Annotated in this window: 19 protein-coding genes and 3 pseudogenes; 7 read left to right on the plus strand and 15 right to left on the minus strand. The window is 60.1% G+C overall.

Translation table 11 applies throughout. The features are described 5' to 3' along the window. Window positions 1–237: 237 nt before the first annotated feature. Complete coding sequence (locus MTX36_RS20945) at window positions 238–567, minus strand: hypothetical protein (RefSeq protein ID WP_374230516.1); 330 nt, start codon at window positions 565–567, stop codon at window positions 238–240. Window positions 568–768: 201 nt separating this feature from the next. On the opposite strand from MTX36_RS20945, the gene MTX36_RS20950 reads away from it, so the two are divergent. Then, window positions 769–1,107, plus strand: coding sequence for an RNA polymerase-binding protein RbpA (locus MTX36_RS20950; protein ID WP_094272953.1), 339 nt, complete (start codon window positions 769–771; stop codon window positions 1,105–1,107). Between the two features lie 647 nt (window positions 1,108–1,754). After that, a complete protein-coding gene (locus MTX36_RS20955) occupies window positions 1,755–2,144 on the plus strand; it encodes a hypothetical protein (protein ID WP_243621612.1) in 390 nt (129 codons plus the stop codon). Window positions 2,145–2,226: 82 nt separating this feature from the next. Here MTX36_RS20955 and MTX36_RS20960 read toward each other — a convergent pair whose 3' ends face one another. Next, on the minus strand, window positions 2,227–3,051 hold the full coding sequence (locus tag MTX36_RS20960) for a hypothetical protein (RefSeq protein WP_243621613.1): 825 nt from the start codon (window positions 3,049–3,051) through the stop codon (window positions 2,227–2,229). Between the two features lie 117 nt (window positions 3,052–3,168). On the opposite strand from MTX36_RS20960, the gene MTX36_RS20965 reads away from it, so the two are divergent. Then, window positions 3,169–3,405, plus strand: coding sequence for a hypothetical protein (locus tag MTX36_RS20965; RefSeq protein ID WP_243621615.1), 237 nt, complete (start codon window positions 3,169–3,171; stop codon window positions 3,403–3,405). Between the two features lie 127 nt (window positions 3,406–3,532). Here the strand turns inward: MTX36_RS20965 and MTX36_RS20970 are convergent, their stop codons facing one another. Genes MTX36_RS20970 through MTX36_RS20985 form a run of 4 tightly spaced genes read right to left on the minus strand, consistent with a single transcriptional unit; the run spans window position 3,533 to window position 8,596 of the window. Further along, window positions 3,533–4,831 carry a TerD family protein gene (locus MTX36_RS20970; protein WP_243621616.1) on the minus strand — a complete coding sequence of 433 codons (1,299 nt, stop codon included), beginning with the start codon at window positions 4,829–4,831 and terminating at the stop codon, window positions 3,533–3,535. After that, complete coding sequence (gene lnt, locus MTX36_RS20975) at window positions 4,828–6,366, minus strand: apolipoprotein N-acyltransferase (RefSeq protein WP_243621705.1); 1,539 nt, start codon at window positions 6,364–6,366, stop codon at window positions 4,828–4,830. The genes MTX36_RS20970 and lnt overlap by 4 nt, the downstream gene beginning before the upstream one ends. A gap of 49 nt (window positions 6,367–6,415) precedes the next feature. Then, window positions 6,416–8,014 carry an amidohydrolase gene (locus MTX36_RS20980; RefSeq protein ID WP_243621618.1) on the minus strand — a complete coding sequence of 533 codons (1,599 nt, stop codon included), beginning with the start codon at window positions 8,012–8,014 and terminating at the stop codon, window positions 6,416–6,418. 18 nt (window positions 8,015–8,032) lie between these two features. Beyond that, entirely contained in the window at window positions 8,033–8,596 is a 564-nt protein-coding gene (locus tag MTX36_RS20985) for an FxsA family protein (RefSeq protein WP_243621619.1), read from the minus strand. 240 nt (window positions 8,597–8,836) lie between these two features. Between MTX36_RS20985 and MTX36_RS20990 the strand changes: the two genes are divergently transcribed. Next, window positions 8,837–9,487, plus strand: a complete 651-nt coding sequence (locus MTX36_RS20990) for a hypothetical protein (protein ID WP_243621620.1) — start codon at window positions 8,837–8,839, stop codon at window positions 9,485–9,487. Between the two features lie 12 nt (window positions 9,488–9,499). On the opposite strand, the gene MTX36_RS20995 is transcribed toward MTX36_RS20990, so the two are convergent. Next, complete coding sequence (locus MTX36_RS20995; RefSeq protein ID WP_243621622.1) at window positions 9,500–10,159, minus strand: response regulator transcription factor; 660 nt, start codon at window positions 10,157–10,159, stop codon at window positions 9,500–9,502. A 92-nt stretch (window positions 10,160–10,251) separates the two neighbouring features. After that, a complete protein-coding gene (locus tag MTX36_RS21000; protein WP_243621623.1) occupies window positions 10,252–10,770 on the minus strand; it encodes a flavin reductase family protein in 519 nt (172 codons plus the stop codon). A 139-nt stretch (window positions 10,771–10,909) separates the two neighbouring features. Between MTX36_RS21000 and MTX36_RS21005 the strand changes: the two genes are divergently transcribed. Further along, window positions 10,910–11,599: a HemK2/MTQ2 family protein methyltransferase gene (locus tag MTX36_RS21005; protein ID WP_243621625.1), complete on the plus strand. Its 690-nt coding sequence runs from the start codon at window positions 10,910–10,912 to the stop codon at window positions 11,597–11,599. A 17-nt stretch (window positions 11,600–11,616) separates the two neighbouring features. Beyond that, a pseudogene (locus tag MTX36_RS21010) lies at window positions 11,617–11,847 on the plus strand (hypothetical protein); the annotation flags it as partial. A 106-nt stretch (window positions 11,848–11,953) separates the two neighbouring features. On the opposite strand, the gene MTX36_RS29940 reads toward MTX36_RS21010, so the two are convergent. The 7 genes and pseudogenes from MTX36_RS29940 to MTX36_RS21045 form a co-directional block, all read right to left on the minus strand. Then, on the minus strand, window positions 11,954–12,289 hold the full coding sequence (locus MTX36_RS29940) for a cold-shock protein (RefSeq protein WP_279394876.1): 336 nt from the start codon (window positions 12,287–12,289) through the stop codon (window positions 11,954–11,956). Further along, complete coding sequence (locus MTX36_RS21020) at window positions 12,286–12,744, minus strand: SPW repeat protein (RefSeq protein ID WP_243621627.1); 459 nt, start codon at window positions 12,742–12,744, stop codon at window positions 12,286–12,288. Before MTX36_RS21020 ends, MTX36_RS29940 begins: the two co-directional genes overlap by 4 nt. A 218-nt stretch (window positions 12,745–12,962) precedes the next feature. After that, window positions 12,963–13,321: pseudogene (locus MTX36_RS21025) on the minus strand (glutathione-dependent formaldehyde dehydrogenase); the annotation flags it as partial. An 800-nt stretch (window positions 13,322–14,121) separates the two neighbouring features. Then, complete coding sequence (locus MTX36_RS21030; protein ID WP_243621628.1) at window positions 14,122–16,290, minus strand: catalase; 2,169 nt, start codon at window positions 16,288–16,290, stop codon at window positions 14,122–14,124. A gap of 128 nt (window positions 16,291–16,418) precedes the next feature. Next, the gene (locus tag MTX36_RS21035) at window positions 16,419–16,655 is read right to left on the minus strand and encodes a CsbD family protein (RefSeq protein ID WP_243621629.1); all 237 of its coding nucleotides are present in this window, start codon (window positions 16,653–16,655) and stop codon (window positions 16,419–16,421) included. 440 nt (window positions 16,656–17,095) lie between these two features. Next, window positions 17,096–17,251 (minus strand): DUF6131 family protein, encoded by a 156-nt coding sequence (locus MTX36_RS21040; protein ID WP_243621630.1) that lies wholly within the window; start codon window positions 17,249–17,251, stop codon window positions 17,096–17,098. A gap of 362 nt (window positions 17,252–17,613) precedes the next feature. Further along, a pseudogene (locus MTX36_RS21045) lies at window positions 17,614–17,913 on the minus strand (MerR family transcriptional regulator); the annotation flags it as partial. 258 nt (window positions 17,914–18,171) lie between these two features. On the opposite strand from MTX36_RS21045, the gene MTX36_RS21050 reads away from it, so the two are divergent. Continuing rightward, window positions 18,172–18,669 (plus strand): hypothetical protein, encoded by a 498-nt coding sequence (locus MTX36_RS21050; protein WP_243621631.1) that lies wholly within the window; start codon window positions 18,172–18,174, stop codon window positions 18,667–18,669. The last annotated feature ends 278 nt before the right edge of the window (window positions 18,670–18,947 follow it).

The following is an 18,947-nucleotide window of genomic DNA, read 5'->3' on the forward strand; positions in this document are numbered from 1 at the left end:
TTCGGGGATTGAACAAGTACATCGCACCGCCTCGATATCGAGAGTGGAAACCATGTGAACGATCCTTGTGAGCCCTGCCGGTGAGGTCATCGACCACGAAAGTGGGTCGGCTCGGAGTTCGAACCTCCCCGAAGGTCCGAACTAGTAAGGATTTGAGTTGTGTTTCGTTATGTGTCCGGCACGCCGCACTGGCGCGGTGCCGTGCACACAGCTACAAACTGGTTGCCCAGGCTAGCGTCATCGGAAACGTTCCGCTTCGCGGGCAAGTGCAGTCAACTGCTCGCACATCGAAATGAGCTCGGCAGTATCGGCACCTTCCGCGACCGCAGTCGCGACATCTTCCGCAGCGCAGCGCACTTCGAACATCCGATCAACGAGTTCGGATGCCTCGCCGGCCGTCAAGATGACAGCGTCAGCGGGAATTGCGGTGCCTTTCACAGCACTACGCTGCTCATACGCACGCTGACGGCACGACTGGCAGCAATACCGCCGCCGCCGTCCAACTCCGACCGCCGCAACCGCACGACCGCACCAGACGCAGGGATTCCCGGCGCTTCTCGGTCGCATGCTGGTCGTCATGTCTGCACACTTTACTCGAGATTCGGAGGCCCTCAATGTGCGCGTGCAGTAACCGGTAAGATGGGGAGGTTGCGTCTTCTCGCCACACGGGAACCAATCGGGGACTCGTGGCGTTGTAGATGAGTGTGAGCGTCTACGCCCCAACACCGGGCGCCCACCAGCGGTGACGAACGAAGAGAGGACACCACCATGGCAGATCGCGTACTTCGAGGTAGCCGTCTCGGAGCTGTTAGCTACGAGACCGACCGTGACCATGACCTCGCCCCCCGTCGTATGGCGAAATACAAGTGCGACAACGGTGAGATCTTTGACATCCCGTTCGCCGACGAAGCCGAGATCCCCGGCGTCTGGATGTGCCGCAACGGCCTCGAGGGTGCCCTCATGGAGGGAACTGCTCCCGAAGCCAAGAAGGTCAAGCCGCCGCGCACCCACTGGGACATGCTGCTCGAGCGTCGTTCCGTCGAGGAGCTCGAAGAACTCCTCAAGGAGCGTATGGACCTCCTCAAGGCCAAGCGTCGCGGAGCTTGATTCTCTAGCGCTCTCCCGAGCACTTCGATCAAGACCGTCCGGTTGTTTACCGGGCGGTCTTTGTCGTTGGATGGGGTACTGCAATACAGACAACATCTGCGAGCCCTTCTCTGATACGAACTCACTCCGAAACTATTTCATTCCAACAACGTTCACCAATCAGGCATACACCCGTGCCGGCAGGTGTCAGGCGTGAAGATCGCGCAAGACAACTATCGGCACGGATGAATGAGCCAGTGTTTGCTGTATCCCCCGGTCCACCCGCAGCCAAACACCGCAGCCAAACACCGCAGTCGTTAGCAACCGGACTGGATAGCGATCACCTCTAACGGCAACGCCTACGTCGTCAACTGGACCACCACCGGCACGGTGACGGTGATCGCGCTCGACCGAGCAGCTTCGGCTCGTAAATAGCCACCCCGCATGAAGCTGGCACCGTTTCTGCACAGTGAGCTCTGTATTCAGCATGCTGAAAACAGAGCTCACTAGAGGAAAAGGGGCCTAGCTTCCGTGACCCGGCCGAACACATCGCACCGAACAACGCCACCTTGCGGTCTATGTCCGTTATCTTCCTCGATAGTGGTTGCATTCGTGGCCGCTCTGTATCCCGTGCAGGGATTCAGTCACCGCGATAAGGGAGTCCGTCTGTGAATGTTCTCGAAGCGCCCACTCGTTGGTCCCGGACCGCCGCGGTACTCGGCACCGGCGCACTCGCTGTCGCGATCACCCTGGGCGGTCCAGTCGGTACCGCATCAGCGGACAGTCCGGTCACCGATTTCAACACCAACTTGATGTCGTTGCCCAACACCGCCGACACCGTCGTCACCGCTACCGTCACCGTTGATCTCCCGACCGCGGAACGTCCGTTCGCGGTGACGATCACTCCTGCCGGTGCCCTCGGCGACGTTGCCGACGCGGTCAGCACCTACCTCACTCACGCGGTCAACGACGCGATTGCAGCGCTCGCGTTTATCCAGGCTGGGGCGCCGGCAGGTTTGCTCGAGAACCTCGGATCACCGGGGAGTTCAGGGTGGTAGTGAGCGGAAGCTGGCACAGTTCGTGCACAGTGAGCACCGTTTCCAGCACTCTGGAGTCGGTGCTCACTAGAGGAAAAGGGGCCTAACTTCCATCGCTCTCAGGAAGAACGCGAGCAGCTATGCGCCACATGATCACATAGGCAATCGCACCGACGACGATCAGCGCGACACCCACCGCGGTGGACACCGAATCCGTCACCAATCCCGCAATTCCGGTGATGACTACAAAAACCGGTAGGAAGTCGAACAGTCGAGCGATCGGTTGCGGCGGATCAGTCGGCACTCCCAGAGCCTGGAGCGCTTTGTTCGGTGCGTACTCCGGATACCACTCGGTGAACGAGACCGCAAAGATCATGCCGCCCAACTGCAGGATCCACCCGGTCCAGAAATTGCCGCTGGAGCCCAACACGGCGTCGCCGTAGAACCCGACGATCGCAGACCACAGGAACGACAGTGCCCATACCAACGTGATGGTGTAGTTGATCCGCAGAAAGAGCGGTGTTGTCCACGTTTCCGGTGGTGCAGACTCTTTCGCGTACTGCATAGTGAACGGATTGCGCAGAAGCATCGAACCGAATGCGAAGACAACCAAGGCGATGTTGGTCATTTCGCCGCCCCACAGTTCGAACCATCGGATGGTGTCGGCCGACGCGAACAAACCAATTGCGGCGAGTATCCCGAAGTACAGAATGTCGAACATTCCCAACAACTTCAGTTTGCTGCCCCGACGGTGACTTGCAGCGGCGATCAGCAGCGTCAACCCGAGTGCCGCTGCGGCGGACGCCTCGAATCGGCCTGGTCCGGACACCAACGACAGCAAAATCCACGGCGCTAATCCGGCGAGCGGAGAATTGAGAACAGAATCGACAATGCTGGGCTTGCGGACGGCGTTCTGCACTTCGGTCATGGACGTTGCCTCTGTTCACTCGGGGTGGACTTCCACCGCCGAATACCCACAAAGTGCAACAGTCACCGCCACAAAGAAGAATCGGCGCATATCCCGCAGTCACGCGATGTTCGGGAAATGGATTCTTCAAGGATACTGGTCGGATTGTTAGCGGCAGCGGTGCTCTCGGGATGTACTACGTCCGACCCTGAGCGGGAACTGATGCCTCTACCGACGTTGTCCGCCGAAGACTTGGGGCCGTCGGATCCGCGAGATATGAACTGTCGCGTCGATCAAGCGATCCCACCGACCGTCTGGCTGATCGACGATCAGACTCGGGATGCGGCCGGTGCTCCCGCTGGGACGGTGCGGTGAATTCAAATGGGACGCCATCGAGGCCGGGAAAGCACTACCGGTGACCGAGCGCATCGTGCACCCGATCCCGGTTACGCCCGAACAAGAAGCTCAGTGGACCGATATTCCCGGCTAGGCGAGTCCTGCCTCAGCGACGCTTCTTCGGTGCCGTCTCGCATTTCCCGGAGTACTTGTCGAGTCCGATGCCCTTGTTCGCCTTCTTGCTTCGACCCTTCGGACCCGATTTGGGACGCTGCATCCACTGACCATCGGTGTCCAGGCCAGGCATCCGCTCGCTGAGCGTTTTGCTGTATCGAGTCTCACCGTCGACGGTCAGAACGCCGTCTTGAACGTCGATGTGCGCGATCGTCGCCCAGAACGAGTTCTTGCCGTTGCCGACGAAGACAAGGATTTCGTCGGCGTCGGGGCCCGGTAGACCGTCCTTACCGGCCTTGCCATAGCGGATTGCGACGCGCGGTTTGCCGAACGTGTCGATGGCGCCGGCCCCGTTGTCCACGCTCTGATACACGTTGACCAGCAGATCCCCGTTCTCGTGCGGGATGACGCGAACCTGCTCGACGGCAGCCTTCTTGCCCTTGCCCGGTCCCGCACTGTCGCCGTAGTGGTAGATGTGCGGCCAGGTTTCCAGTCCGCCACGATGATTCGGTTCACCACTGATCACGACGTAATCGTTGGTGTCCTCGTTGCGGCAGAAGAAGTACACGTCGAGGTCGCCTTCACCGTACTTCTTGACCTTGCCGTTGTCGTCGTATTTTGCGCCGCGGCCGTCCCATTCCAGACCCACGGTCAAGACCCAACTGGGGTCGCCCTGACTTTTACGCAAATCGATACGTGCTGTCTTGTCCGGGGAGTCCTTGGTGAGGCTGACGGACACCTTTTCGAAGCTGATGGTCGGCGCAGGACTGACCGTGGGCTGTTCCGGTTCCGGAGCACTGCTCGGCTCGTCGTCATCAATGTCGATACCGTGTTCGGCGGCAAAGGCTGCCAGGCCGGCGCTGTATCCCTGCCCGACGGCATCGAGACGCCACCCGGTGCCGCGTCGATACAACGCCACCAACTGCAAGACGGTTTCCGTAGTCAAACCTGTTGGAACGAAGGATAATTGCTGCGAGGCTCCGCGCGTGTCCACTTGAATCGATACCACGTCGGAAAAGTTCTTACCCTGCGCCTCGGTACTGCCGGTGATCAGGACGCGGTGAACGTCGGCCGGAAGGGCAGCAAGGTCGACGGTGATCGCCTCATCCGATACGAGTGCCACGCCCGACGCTTTCGGGTTGTTGAAGAACACGAAGTCGTCGTCGGTGCGGACCTTGCCGTCTGCCCCGAGGAGAACTGCCGCAATGTCCACCACACCACCGGTGCCGATCGCGATGGTGTAACTCGCGTCGAGCAGATCGGTCTTGGAACCCTTACCTACCTCGGTCATTGCTGCTCTCCTGTTTCGGGAAGTGTGCGTTCACGACGCCGGATAATCACTGCCATCGTGATTGCGCCCGCCGCGAGGAGACACAGCACTACCTCGGGTGCGGGGCCCACGCGCGAAGCCACCGTTTTGTCTGTCGACAGCGGTACATCGGCAACGAGGAATTCGGGGACAAAAAGATCGGTCTGCGAGGTTACGGAACCGTCGGGAGAAATGATCGCGCTGACGCCACTGGTGGCTGCCACGACAACGGCGCGGCCGTGTTCAACGGCTCGAACGCGGGACATCGCCAGCTGCTGGTACGTCATCTCGGTGTCACCGAAGGTGGCGTTGTTGGTCGGTACGGCGAGGAGTTGCGCTCCGTTGCGAACGGATTCCTGGAACGCCCGGTCGAAAGCCACCTCGTAGCAGGTGGCGATACCGATCGGCACGCCCGCGGCTTGGACGACGCCGTTGCCGTCACCGGGGACGAAGTTGCCGGCGCGGTCTGCGTATTCCGAGAATTTCCGGAAGAAGTCTCGGTAGGGCAGGTACTCGCCGAACGGTTGGATGATCTTCTTGTCGTGCTGCTCCTGCGGGCCTTTGTTTCCGTCCCAGACGATCACGGAGTTCGTGGTCGTGCGGTCTGCATTGACGAGCACGGTGCCGACCAGAATCGGTGCACCGATCGATACGGATGCTCGGGTGATGTCGGCGGCCGCATCGATGTTGCGGAGCGGATCTATGTCGGAGGCATTCTCGGGCCAGATGACGATGTCGGGTTGTTTGACGCGTCCGGCGTCGACTTCCGCCGCCAACCTCAAAGTTTCGGCGACGTGGTTGTCGAGAACCTGCTTGCGTTGCGAGTTGAAGTCCAATCCCAACCGCGGCACGCTGCCCTGAATAGCTGCGACGGTGATCGTGCGATCACCGGAATCCATGGTGGCAAGAAACGGTGCAACGACGCCAGCCAGAATGACGGGAACGATCGCAGCCGCAACTGCGCCGAAAAATCCTCGGTCCCGACGTTTGGCAGCAACCGCAATCGCTACTGCGGCCAACCCGGTTCCGGTCAGTGCCACCGCAAAACTGAGTAGCGGCGCACCGCCGATGCTCGCGAGAGGTAGCAGCCACCCTTCGGATTGACCGAATGCGAGCCTGCCCCAAGGGAAGCCGCCGAACGGAACACTGGATCGGAGCCATTCTGTCAATGTCCACACGGCAGCAATCCACAGTGGCGCCCACGGCAACCGCGACACCAGTACGGCCAGCAGCCCGAACAGTCCGATGAACAGCGATTCCACGGCAGCGAGCGCTATCCACGGCACGGCGCCGACAAACACTCCGATCCAGGGCAGTAGCGGCACCAGGAAACCGAGGCCGGCGAGGTAGCCGTATCCGAAACCTGCACGCAGGCGCAGGCCCCCACGGCCGAAGTTGGTCAGCACACAGGTCAGTAGTGCAATGCCGACGGGTGCGAGAAACCACAGAGGCCTTGGCGGAAATCCCGCGAAGATCAGATACCCGCCGGCCGCCGAGTACAGCGAACGCAACCACATCGAACCGGTGAGCACCTCGACTAGCCGCGTGCGGTCACCGGTCGACTGTTCAACGCTCATAAACGACGCGTCCGCGATGCACCGATCGAACGCATGTCGGGGCTGAAGCGTCGTCGCTCAAGCGCGGCAACGCCGGAACCCGTGAGCGCGGATCGGTAGACCAGCGCTGCACCGAATCGGCGGGTGCGCTCACCTCGAGATCGCCGGCTTCCCAGATGACGTACGACGCCGGAGCACCAGGATTGAGCGTTCCGGCTGCGCCGTCGCGGACTCCCCCGGCGCGCCATGCGCCACGAGTCGCCGCCGAGAAGGCTGCGCGCGGTGAGATGCCGCTGCCGTCGGTGCGGTGATGCACTGCGGCCCGGACCATCGCCCACGGTTCAACCGGAGTGACTGGCGCATCTGAACTGAATGCCAGTGAGACACCCTTGGCAGCGGCCGGGGCAAACGGGTTGAGCGCGACTGCGCGCTCGGCGCCCAGACGCGTTGCGTACAGGCCGTCGGTGCCGCCCCACAGTGCGTCGAAGACTGGTTGGACGCTGGCGATGACGCCCACTGTCGCAAATGTTTCGGCGTCGGTGATCGACATCATCTCGGCATGCTCGAGGCGATGCCCGAGTGCAGCGACCTTGGGTCCGCCGAGTTCGTCAGCGACCCGACGGAATGCTGCCGCTGCCGCGGAGACTGCGCCGTCACCGATGGCATGGAATCCCGCTTGGATTCCGGCGAGAGTGCAGGCGCGGATGTGCGCAGCGATGGCGTCGACGTCGAGGTAGGCATTGCCCGTCGAATCCGGTTGATCTGCATAGGGTTCGAGCAACCAGGCGGTGTGGGATCCAAGGGAACCGTCGATGAAGAGGTCGCCGCCGAGTCCGTGAGCACCGGTCTTGTCGAGGAGGGCGCGTGCATCTTCCTCAGTGCTGACGTGCTCGCCCCAGTAGCCGCGAACCTCGACGCCGTGATCGTGCGCGAGGAGTTCCTGGAAGTCGGTGAGACCGGAGATGTCCGGGCCGCCACACTCGTGGACTGCGACGATTCCGCGTGATGCGCACAGATCGAGAGCTGCGGTGCGGGCGGCGGCACGTTGTTCGGCGGTGAGGAGGTTGCGAGCCGACGCTCGCGCAAGATGGTGAGCGTCGAAGGTGAGCGGACCATCAGCGGAGTACCCGGCCTGGGACGCGAGCCCGTCGATCCCGTCGCGCAACGCACTCGAGCAGACGGCCGAGTGCACGTCGATCCGCGAGAGGTACACCTTGCGGCCGGGTGCTGCGGCGTCGAGATCGGCCGTTGACGGCGCGGTCGGCTGCGCCCATTCGGTGTCGTCCCAACCGTGGCCCCAGATGACGGCGTCAGGATTAGCGTCGGCGAATACCGTTACCCGCGAAAGACATTCGTCGAGCGAGGTAGTTCCGACCAGATCGAGTCCGACGATGGTGAGGCCCAACGCAGTGATGTGGACGTGAGTGTCGACAAAACCGGGAGTGACAAACGCACCGCCCAGATCCTCGATTTCCGCGTCGGGATGAAGTGCACGTCCAGCGCGGTCCTCGCCCACCCAGACGACAATGCCGTCGGTGATGGCGAGCGAGGTCGCGTCAGGTGCAAAAGAACTGTAGATCCGGCCGTTGACCAGCAGACGAGTAGTCACGAATGCCAAGTCTGCCTGCTAGTACTGCGGACCCCGCGAACGGGTAGGTGTATCAGTGTCGAGAATCTCACCTTCGAGAACAAGTTCCTTGCCGTTGCTGCTCACATATTCGGTGGTGGCTGTAGGTGTTTCGACGATGATTTCTCCGTCGATAACTTCACCGTTGCCGCGCATCCGCGCTGCGTAGCCAACCGTTCCGGCAAAGGCGTCGCCGCCAGCCGCGAAGGCTGCCGCGCGCTTGCCCGCCAGAAGTACTGCCAGTGGACGCAGAGCCCAACGCGTCGGGGGAATCAAGAGGAGCAGACCCAGGACGGACGTGACAAGACCAGGGACGAACATCAATGCCGATCCGGCTGCGACCAGGGCTCCGTCAGCGACAGCGAGCGTGGGGGAACCTTCGCCGCGTGTTGCTTTGCGGAATCCGTCCATGACTTTTCGCCACTGCGAACGCATGAGCACCAACCCGACCAGCGAGCCCGCGAGGAACAGCAGCACTGTCCAGGCAATGCCAATGGCGTTGCCCACAAGAACGAGTGCGGCGATCTCGACGATGACGTAAAGCAGGAACACGGCGGCAATCATGGACGTCCCCTTTCAGACTGTCTAGGGATACAACGTACGAGACCTCGATTTTTCTCCCGAGATTCAATGGGACCGTGCACCCGTTTCATGTCTTGGGTCACAACCCGACGCTTTGATTGTGCTCGTCGTTAACTAACGCTCCGCTAACGATTCTAACCCTCAAGTTGACGTTTAGACTCTGCGCGTGATGGAGTCGCTTCAGGCCGGATTTCGTCGGCCGTCAACGTGAAGGAGCCCGACATGAGCCGACTCCCCGGCAAGAAGCTCGTCCGCCGCATTCCCGCTGCACTCGTCGGTGGCGCTGCCGTCGTAGCCCTGACCGCAGGATCCGCACTGTTCGGTGCCGGAACTGCCGCAGCAGCACCTCTCGACCTCAATGGACTGATTGCACAGGCCGCCGCAATTTCCCCCGATGCGACCACGGCTATCCAGCAACTGATCGGCACGGCGGCCGTCGACCAGATCAACAATGCGCTGGGACTTCCGGCATCCGGGAAAACCGAAGCGCAGAACTTCATGTATCCCGCACCAACACTCGGTTGCGGACTCGACGGCACTCCGGCGACAGTGACACTCGGCACTGCCCAGGCAGGCCCGAACTTCCCGTCGATACCGTGGGTAGCCGCCGATCAACTCCGCTTCCAGGCGATTCCCGCCTACCCGTCCCTCCCCAAGATCTCGGGTTTGAGTGTCGCGTGGATAAACACGACTACATTCCAGGGCGGCATCGTGCCCCTGGACGACGTGATCCCCATTCTCAACACTCCCCTGCTGTCCAAGGTGGTCGACACCGGCGAGGGCAAGGTGCTGGCCACAATGTTCGGAAATGTGGATTACGTCGACGGAAAGTCCTGCACGGTACTTCCGACGGTCGGATCCTTCGACGCTTGAGTGGTAGCTGGCCTACGCGCTCGGAGTCACCAATCCGGTCTCGTAGGCCAGCACCACGGCTTGAACGCGGTCGCGGAGATCCAGCTTCGTCAGAATTCGTCCGATGTGAGACTTGATCGTTGATTCGGATAGAAATAGTTGCTGCGCGATTTCTGTGTTCGATCGTCCCGTCGCAACTTGACCGAGAACCTCACGCTCACGGTCGGTCAAGACGTCGAGAATGATCGGATCACGCCGAGGTGCCGGTCCGTCGACGATGAATCGCGACAGTAGTCGCCGCGTCACCTTCGGCGATACGACGGCATCGCCGGCTGCAACACTGCGGATCGCTGACACAAGGTCCTCGGGCGGCGTGTCCTTGAGCAGGAAGCCACTGGCCCCGGCGCGTAACGCCCCGAGTGCATGTTCGTCGAGGTCGAAGGTTGTCATCACCAGCACTCGAGATTCGATTCCCGACGCCAAAATCTGTTCCGTTGCACTGACGCCGTCGACGATCGGCATCCGTACGTCCATCAGGACGACATCCGGTTTCAGGGAAATTGCAGCGGTAACCGCCGCGGCCCCGTCCCCCGCTTCGCCGACGACAGAAATATCCTCGTGCGCACCGAGGACCATGTTCAGCCCCATCCGCATAAGTTCCTGGTCGTCGACAATCAGCACGGAGATAGGCACGGCGTAAACCTATCGGGCGGACGGCGACGATGCCACCGACGTCACTTGTGCCCACGGAGACTTCGGACTTACGTCGGTATCACGGTTGGCCGTTACGTCTGATGCCCAGGCTCGAGCCCTCGAACATCGGAGTAGGTGATCGCGTCGTCTAATTCTTCAGGGGCAAAACCTGTTTCGGGATCGAGCAGGAAAGCTACATGATCGCCCATGTCAATTCTTTCGATGATTCGCCCCACAAACCAGGCGGCAGCATCCTCGAGAATGGGTAGTTCGTGCGGGCCTCGGTGCCAGGTGCAATGAGCGAACTTGTCGATGTCGTCGCCAGTGGATTCTCCGAACAACTTCGCGATGTCGCCGCGCCGACTGGGAAGAAGATGAACGGCGAGGTATTCCGCACTCAAGGCGGTCCGATACGTACGGTTGTTTTTCGACAGACCAACAAGGAAACGCTGGGGCGTGATGCTGATCTGAGATGCAAACCCGACGAGGCACCCCGACTGTTTGCCACCTGCACGGGTAGTGACAACAAACATCGGGTAGTCCAGCAATCCGACGATCTTGTCGAAGGCGCTGCTGACTACCGGTCGTGGACCCTCATCAGGAACTTGCATCTTGTGACTCCTCGGTTCTCTTCGGCAGTTTTCCGACGCTACGCCTCGCCGAACTGCATGTGTGAGAAGGTGAAACGTATACCGATATCACTACTCCGGATAGATGCTGAACCAGTACGCATGACCCCGAGGAGTAACGATGCTACTTCGTCTGCCAGGCGTATACCCACCGCAAGAAGACACATGGTTGCTCGCCGACGCCATGGCGGCTGAGAGCCTCGGGCCCGGCTCACGGGTTCTCGATATCTGCACCGGAGCAGGCGCATTAAGCGTGCAAGCCGCCTCGGCCGGCGCCGGATACGTCACTGCGGTAGATATTTCCCGACGCGCACTGGCCACCACCTGGATCAACGCCCATCTGCGCCGATTGTCGATCCGTGTCGTACACGGCGACCTGACGTCGCCCGTTCGAGATCAGCGTTTCGACCTAGTGGTTTCGAATCCTCCGTACGTTCCGGCACACGACGACGTCCTGCCCACTCGGGGTATCGAGCGGGCATGGGATGCCGGAGTGGATGGGCGAATGCTTCTGGATCGAATCTGTGTGCAGGCACCCGGGGTGCTCACGGAGTCGGGCATCTTGTTGATCGCGCAATCGGTGCTGAGCGGGGTCGAAAAGACCCAAGCCATGCTGGAAGAACAGGGATTATCAGTCGAAATCGTTGCCCGAGCTGAAATACCTTTCGGGCGTGTACTTTCCGCACGCGCAGCACTGTTCGAGGCTCGCGGACTCATCGCTGTGGGGCAACGCACGGAAGAGATCGTTGTCCTTCGCGCGGTCCGATCACATGTCGAGGCCAACCCTTTACCAACGGGCACTGCGCAATGAAGATTGCCGGAATCCGTCCGTCGGCCACTGCTAACGATGTATCGGTAGAAGTGGCAACGTTCGTTCGATCGATGGGCGTCCCGGACGTCGTGATTGAGATGCCCGGCGAGCGAAGCGACCCCGCCCACCTGTTGGTGTATCGCATTGCCGACCACATCATCGCCGCCTGGCCGCAGGAAATCTATGATCCACCCTGGTTGCGCGAGTTCACCCAGAAGACGACGTATGTCGGCGGGATCAGCCGCTTCCGGCCAGCACGTCGGTAGACGCGCTGGCCGAGTCAACTGCGACGGCACCTTTATATTTCGACCTCGTATTGCGACCCCGATGACTTACGGCTGTGCGCCGCAATGCCTACCACGGAAGCCGGAAAGGCCGCACCCGCTTCGGGTGACGATCGCCATCCGAGCCGCTAGTGGCAGCGATGCGGACATTGCGAGCCTGCGGTGGGTGTGACGTCCGGTCGTGTTCGTACGCGACAAATTCCCCGTCTCGCAGTGTGTGGTAAATACCGTTTCCCGCAATCTCGGTGAAGTGCACGAAGACACTCGGGCCACCTTCCGCAGGCACGATAAACCCGAATCCATGTTCGCAGTTGAACCAATCGACGACACCACGCTTCGTGGTTGTAGCAGTGAAATCACCTGGCTCGGATACAGCTATGTCGGGTATCCCCGTCTCGGTAGTCATCGCGGCTCCTGTCGCGGTTCGCGTCGTTGAAGACCGCCGCCCATTCCCAGCGCAGCAGTAGCGAGGCCAAGAACGCAGACCAGTGCTCCCACAACCGCATTGGACCAGATCATGGAAGTGCTGGTATCGACACCCGCAACAATCCACGGGGAGACAATCAGCCACATCCCGAGTAGTGGTGCAACGAATGTCATGCCGTGCGTGCGACCGTACGCGGATCCGAATGCCACGGCCAGCAACCCGATCGCAGCGCCACAAATCAAGTTAGTGACGCTCAGATTGGTTTGTCCGGCGAAGCCGATGATCCACGCGGACGCCGCTGCATACAGTCCGGACAGCAACATCAGCCCTTCGACGACTTGGGCGGTTGGTTGTTCGGCCGCCTGATCGTAGCGCTCACGCAGCGCCATGATGTCAGGGTGAGTGTGCATCGGTGCGTGGGTAGATGATGACATGTGAATTCATCTCCTCGACCGGAGCGGAGGGCAAGGCAGTCCTTCCGATCCGTATAGATGTATCTAATGGAGTACGACGCTGCCCGAATCGGTCATCACCTCGTCGGAGTCGCCGAAATCGGTGGAGCGCACTCAACCACCACATACGTACCCAGTCGGGCATCGAACAATGCACTAGTCGAAGCAAAAAATCGAGAAGGTGTCGGTGCGCGGTGCGGTCACGGCCGGAAGACCCGCACGCATCCGTCCTTCTTCTCCTTGAACAATTCGTAACCATGCACGGCGTCGGTCAGCGGCATGTCGTGGGTGATCAATACCGACGGGTCGAGGTCGCCCGGCAGCACGTAATCGAACATTCGTGGCATATACCGCTGCCCTTCCGGCACGCGAGGACAGCTTGACGCAGAGAAGTAGCACGGTCGGTTTCCACGGGCAGTTGTTGTTTGGCCCGGTCGTACAGTTGTTGGATCCCGGTGCCATGGCCTTCCATACCAACGGCGTCGATGCACGAGTCGGGGCCGCGACCACTCGTGGTTTCACGCAGGAACTCAGTTCCGTGAACCCGCCTCACTGAGGTGTTTCCCGCTCCGTTGTTCATCCGAACGATGCTGCCCTTCAAGAAATGTCGCGACGACCGCCGACGAGTACCCACTGGCCTTGACCTCGCGCCCAACGGACAACTCGTCGATGGCCGGTGCACTACCTGGACGTCGCAGCGACTGAGCCGCGCGGCGTTGAGCGCAAGGCCTGGAAAAATTGCTCCTCCACACCCTTACGAAGGATCCAGAACGAATTAAGACCAGGCGATCAGTCGAATACGTCGAGTATCAGAAGAACGGCAAACACTAGAAACCCGACCGCGATGACACCACCGCTTGGCGCTGGCTTGCCAACGGATATGCACTCGACGGCCATCCTCCACCAGAATTATCGGGTGATCATGGAGCTTTTGATCGAAGCTTGAAGAAACACGAACACTGCGGCGCCTCGGATCCGCCGCGATTGGTTCGGAACCTGCACCCCGAGATCCTGTGGCTCCCCGGGAGGACTGAGGTAATTCGGACGCATGATCGCCGGACACCTTGCTCATGTCCATTCGTCATCATGCGATTCGCCACCCGCACACACAGGCTGAGTGTTCTCTGACGAGGAGTTGACAAGCCCTCATTTCCCAATGAACGCGGCAAAAAGTGGAAGTCAACGACGCCCCGTTACCTTCGATTGCCGCGAGGTCTGCGCAGGTGCGTATGGACTCGAACTGACAATTACTGCTCCCGCCGCGTTCGGATCCTTCTCCTACGCTTGTCGGACTTTCTCGGAGGATGGCGGATGCGAAACGTGATGTGCAGCATCCCATTGCGGTGTGATCCAGCGGTGTCAGACGGTGGGTGGCACATCGAAGCGCCCCCACACACGGTGTCTCTTGAGAAGCTGAGTTACTGCATCGAACGCCGTTTCTGCGTCAGCGTCGACGATGACGCCTGGTGCAGACTCGTCGATGCCGGCAGCAGCAAGCGCGCTCGCGCTCTCGCCCCATCCACCGATTGCCTTGCTGTGTCGGTACATTTCATTGAGAAGCGTGTCGACACGCGGATCCAGCTTGCCTTCGTCGAGACGGGAAACGTCACCGCTCAACAGGACTGCGTCGAACTCGATCGAACGAGCTGTGAGGTACGTTCGCTGCACTGTCACCGCGTTCTCTCCCCCACCGATTTTCCCTCCGTGCGGTCCGAGGATGAGTGGCATGATCCCGGCGTCGACAATCTTCGCCCGCACAGCGGCAACGGTATCGAGATCGGAGTTCTCGTCGACTAGCAGCGCGATGGTCCTGCCGTCGACAGGCCATTCCGCACCCACTTGGGAGAGTGCCGGGCTCGGTGCCGGATCCTCCAGTGGCTCTGCGGGTTCCGGCGTCGGCAGCCCCAGTCCGTTCGCGACAGTCGCCGCAAGACCGGGGTCGATGTTCGCCAAGATCCCCAGATTGCGGGTCTTGATGTTCTCCTCGAAGCACTTACCCAACTCGAAGGTGTACGCGTCGGCGACGTGCTTCTGCTCGACCGGAGAGATGCTTCTGTAGAAGAGTCTGGCCTGAGAAAAGTGATCGTCGAATGTCGCCGGCGCCTGACGCACCTTGCGGCCTGACACTTCTTCGGGCACTTCGATATAGGCGGCGCTCTCCGCAGATGCCAGGAAGGGACAACCACCGTCCAACGAGTTGGGGTGGTACGGCGCTACACCGGTGTGCACTCCGTCCTGGTGGAAGCCGTCGCGAAGCATGTCATTGACGGGTGCATGGGGACGGTTGATCGGGATCTGATCGAAATTGGGTCCGCCGAGCCGCGTGATCTGGGTATCGAGATACGAGAACAAACGTGCTTGCAGGAGAGGATCGTTGGTGATGTCGATGCCGGGTACCAAGTGCCCCGGGTGGAATGCGACTTGTTCGGTCTCGGCGAAGAAGTTGGTGGGGTTGGCATCGAGAGTCATCGTCCCGATGATCTGCACCGGTGCAATTTCCTCGGGAACGATCTTGGTGGGGTCCAATAGATCGATGCCTTCGAACATCTCGTTTTCGGTATCCGGAAACACCTGCACACCGAGGTCCCAGGACGGGTAGGCACCTGCTTCGATGGCGTCGGCTAGGTCGCGCCGATGGAAGTCGGGGTCTACACCGCCGGCAATCTGTGCCTCTTCCCATACAAGCGAGTGAACCCCGGCCGCGGGCTTCCAATGGAACTTGACCAGATTGGTGCCGCCGTCAGGGTTCACGAGTCGGAACGTGTGTATGCCGAAGCCCTCCATCATGCGATACGAGCGAGGAATGCCTCGATCGGACATGTTCCACAACGTGTGGGCGGTCGCCTCGGTGTGCAGGGAGACAAAGTCCCAGAACGTATCGTGAGCACTCTGCGCCTGCGGGATCTCTCGGTCCGGGTGAGGTTTCGCAGCGTGAATGACGTCGGGAAATTTGATTCCGTCTTGAATGAAGAAGACCGGGATGTTGTTGCCTACCAAGTCGAAAACGCCTTCATCGGTGTAGAACTTGGTGGCAAATCCGCGGGTGTCACGAACAGTGTCTGCCGAACCTCGTGAGCCCAGCACGGTCGAGAATCTCACGAATACCGGGGTTCGCGTACCCGACGTGAACATGGCTGCTTTGCAAATGCTTTCGGCGGCTCCGTTGGCAAGGAAGGTTCCGTGTGCGGCGGCACCACGCGCGTGGACGACCCGCTCGGGGATCCTTTCGTGATCGAAGTGCGTGATCTTCTCACGAAGGTGGTGGTCCTGAAGGAGTGTGGGACCCCGCTCACCGGCAGTGAGTGAGTGATCAGTCTCGTACAGTCGCGTACCTGTTGCCGTAGTGAGATATTCACCTCGCTGCCCGCGACCGTTGCCCTTCACCGTCCCCTCTGCACCCGCAACAGTACGCACCTGAGGCTGCCTCTGGTCGTCTTTGGGAGGCAGCGGTTGGCGCGGCTCGACAGGCTCGTGCAGATCCGGCGTCTGTGGAGCTGGCGCACCCGGTACAGATTCAGACGAAGGCATGGAACAACTCCTCTTGATCACGGGATGGTTGTGCGAATTACGTTGTGCTGTATCGGATAGTTCGGTCGAGCCACCGAGCACCCTCGACTCAGGTACGCCCAGAGCCGAGGGCGACGAGTGCGCCTCGACTATTGTTCGGACCGCTGTCGTGCTTCATCCGCGGCCGCTTTCGCGCGAGCTTTCTCGGCTGCTGCTTCCTTCTCAGCGACTTCTCGCTGACTCTCTGCCTTGTCCTGCTGGGCTCGCCCTTCCCGAGACAAGCTGTCGTTACCGGTAACCGCACCAACAGCTTCCTTCGCCTTGCCCTTGACTCCTTCGACGACGCCCTTGACGCCTTCGCTCGGACCGCTCTTGTCGTCTGGCACGTGATCCTCCAGTTGTCGTTGCGATACGTATGTTGCGATTCGTACATTCAAGGCACTACCCGCAGCGCGATCTGACAAACATCCGTGCACTGACGGCACGCCAGTCAGATACCGACTGCGCCGATTTCGGTATAATCAGTATCTCCCGTTTCACTCACGGCATCGCCGGACGGGAAGAGAAGCGACATGTACGGGGTTGTTTCATTTCCCTCGCAAGCGAAGGGTAATGAGATTGGTCGTTACAGAATAACCATGCCGGATGGTTCCACTACAGATGAATTATTCGAATCGGACAATGAGGCTATCGGTGCCGCAATCCATGCGAACCTCGTTGACAGCCAAGGGATCACAGTGGAACGTTAACGTTATACGGATGACGGAGATCTCCTCGCGACGCACCTACCGGAGGTCGGGTATCAGGGAACAGTGCGGCAGCGCCGTCAATAATAGTGCCGCCGCCCACCTACCGCGCGACCCGTCGACCCGAGCAACATCAAAATCAGTCCGATCACCAGTACCACGATCCCGATTGTCCACAGGATCGAAATTCCGAACACGAACCCAACGATCAGCAAGATAATTCCAAGAATAATCATGACAAACTCCCATTGCACGAGCCTCACAAGACCCCGCATTATCGGCATACCCTCATATAGGTGTCACAAACGCTGATCACGCAGCCAGATCAAGTACTTGCGGTGTTCCAGAAAGTACCGGCACGCACCTCAGCGTCGCTGCAGGATCTTCACGACGATGTTGTCGACCCCCGCAGCGGCGGGGTATCGGTCTCGACAGGTCGCTGTGCTCGCCGTATATCTCGGTGGCTTCGCAACGAGAGGCGTCCGACCGCTGCCGCGCCGAAGAACAAGATAACTGCACCGAGTCCTTCGAAGAAAGCCAGTTGCTGCAAAGCCGCGATCGCGGGTCTGCTCGCTGTGGGGTTACCAGGGTTTTCGATGTCGACAGATTCACTCAACTGAACAATCCGAGTAGCCCGCACCGAAGTCTCCGCCTCGAGCGAAAGAATCAACCGCACACCGACCAGATTGACCCCGTCGTCAACCAACCCGGTAATACGACGCAAAGTTTCCAGATCCGACTCGCTGTACCGACTCGTTCCGCCACCAGTGCGCGTAGGCGTCAACAACCCCCGCCGCTCATACAAATGCAACGGCTGAGGGCCGGCGCCGGTCAACTCCGACATCACCGAGATCCCGTAAACACCAGGCAGTGAGCGCGACTGAGACTCCAACGCCACGGCCCACCGCCTCGTACCCTCGGCAAAGATCCGATCTTTGCATCCGATATGAAAGAATCTATTCCAATACATACAGATTTCTTTCAGTCAAACGGATACAATCATTCATGCTCTTGCTTAATCGCATTTGGCACGAAACCTGTCGTTACCCGACGGAGCAGCGTGATGTTGCACTGCAAACGAGTATGTGACAGCGAGACCCAATGAGCAGGACAACGTCCACTGCATGATCCATCGCGCCACATTTGGGAGGGTCACATGATCGGCCATCGATCTCGATCGTCCGAGGAACACGCCGCCACGGTTTACCTGGTAGCACACCTTTGCGGCGCGATGCTGGGCCTGCAACTCGCGAGATCTCTCGCAGATTCCTACGGATCGTGGGCCGAGGGGCGTCTGGACTCCCTGCCGAGTGAGTTGGAATACGAAATCGGGCAGTTGCTGCAACTGATCGAAGACACACACGAGATTTCACTACCGCGCTATCGGCAGATCGACGCGGGGCTGAATCGACTGAGACGACTCGTCCACATCGACGTGTTGTGGCAACGCCGTCTCGTGCGCCTTGCCGCCCTCGAGGTCATGCGAACCGCACTGTGCGGCAAGAGCGCGATGTGGGAAGTGCTTCGCGACATACCGGCGGGCGAGACCGAGGAACAATATCGCGAACTCAATGCTCTGGTTTCGAAACAAATCGAGACAGTGACGGATCTGCACCACCGTGCCGCGACAGACGCTTTCAATCCGCCTGAATGAGGGAGAGTGCGCCACTGACATTGCGTCACGGGCTTGCAGTTCAGTGCGTCGCGCGCCTGCAGTCCGCGAGGCCTGTCAGGGACCGGCTTCGAATCCAGATCAAACCGGGACGTGAAAGAATATCTATCGCTTGTGGTACAAATTATATGCATGTTCTGAATCGAATCCCCGAGCTCGATTCGGCCTCCCGACTTGTCGGGTAGCGAAGCCGGGCCGAGTAGCGAAGCCACTCTGTCTGCGCCCGAGCCGCGCCGCAGTCGCCGAGTTGTTCGTCGTGC

The organism is Rhodococcus sp. ARC_M6 (assembly GCF_022810305.1).
Lineage (GTDB): Bacteria > Actinomycetota > Actinomycetes > Mycobacteriales > Mycobacteriaceae > Rhodococcus_F.

What these genes read in the sequence shown, in the direction of transcription:
- MTX36_RS20970 (WP_243621616.1), bottom strand. Translation starts at nt 4,831, where the DNA reads ATGACCGAGGTAGGTAAGGGTTCCAAGACCGATCTGCTCGACGCGAGT.
- MTX36_RS20965 (WP_243621615.1), top strand. Translation starts at nt 3,169, where the DNA reads ATGGATTCTTCAAGGATACTGGTCGGATTGTTAGCGGCAGCGGTGCTC.
- MTX36_RS29940 (WP_279394876.1), bottom strand. Translation starts at nt 12,289, where the DNA reads ATGACTACCGAGACGGGGATACCCGACATAGCTGTATCCGAGCCAGGT.
- lnt (WP_243621705.1), bottom strand. Translation starts at nt 6,366, where the DNA reads ATGTGGTTGCGTTCGCTGTACTCGGCGGCCGGCGGGTATCTGATCTTC.
- MTX36_RS21000 (WP_243621623.1), bottom strand. Translation starts at nt 10,770, where the DNA reads ATGCAAGTTCCTGATGAGGGTCCACGACCGGTAGTCAGCAGCGCCTTC.
- MTX36_RS21040 (WP_243621630.1), bottom strand. Translation starts at nt 17,251, where the DNA reads ATGATTATTCTTGGAATTATCTTGCTGATCGTTGGGTTCGTGTTCGGA.
- MTX36_RS20990 (WP_243621620.1), top strand. Translation starts at nt 8,837, where the DNA reads ATGAGCCGACTCCCCGGCAAGAAGCTCGTCCGCCGCATTCCCGCTGCA.
- MTX36_RS20950 (WP_094272953.1), top strand. Translation starts at nt 769, where the DNA reads ATGGCAGATCGCGTACTTCGAGGTAGCCGTCTCGGAGCTGTTAGCTAC.
- MTX36_RS20945 (WP_374230516.1), bottom strand. Translation starts at nt 567, where the DNA reads ATGCGACCGAGAAGCGCCGGGAATCCCTGCGTCTGGTGCGGTCGTGCG.
- MTX36_RS21050 (WP_243621631.1), top strand. Translation starts at nt 18,172, where the DNA reads ATGATCGGCCATCGATCTCGATCGTCCGAGGAACACGCCGCCACGGTT.
- MTX36_RS20985 (WP_243621619.1), bottom strand. Translation starts at nt 8,596, where the DNA reads ATGATTGCCGCCGTGTTCCTGCTTTACGTCATCGTCGAGATCGCCGCA.
- MTX36_RS21020 (WP_243621627.1), bottom strand. Translation starts at nt 12,744, where the DNA reads ATGTCATCATCTACCCACGCACCGATGCACACTCACCCTGACATCATG.
- MTX36_RS21005 (WP_243621625.1), top strand. Translation starts at nt 10,910, where the DNA reads ATGCTACTTCGTCTGCCAGGCGTATACCCACCGCAAGAAGACACATGG.
- MTX36_RS20960 (WP_243621613.1), bottom strand. Translation starts at nt 3,051, where the DNA reads ATGACCGAAGTGCAGAACGCCGTCCGCAAGCCCAGCATTGTCGATTCT.
- MTX36_RS21030 (WP_243621628.1), bottom strand. Translation starts at nt 16,290, where the DNA reads ATGCCTTCGTCTGAATCTGTACCGGGTGCGCCAGCTCCACAGACGCCG.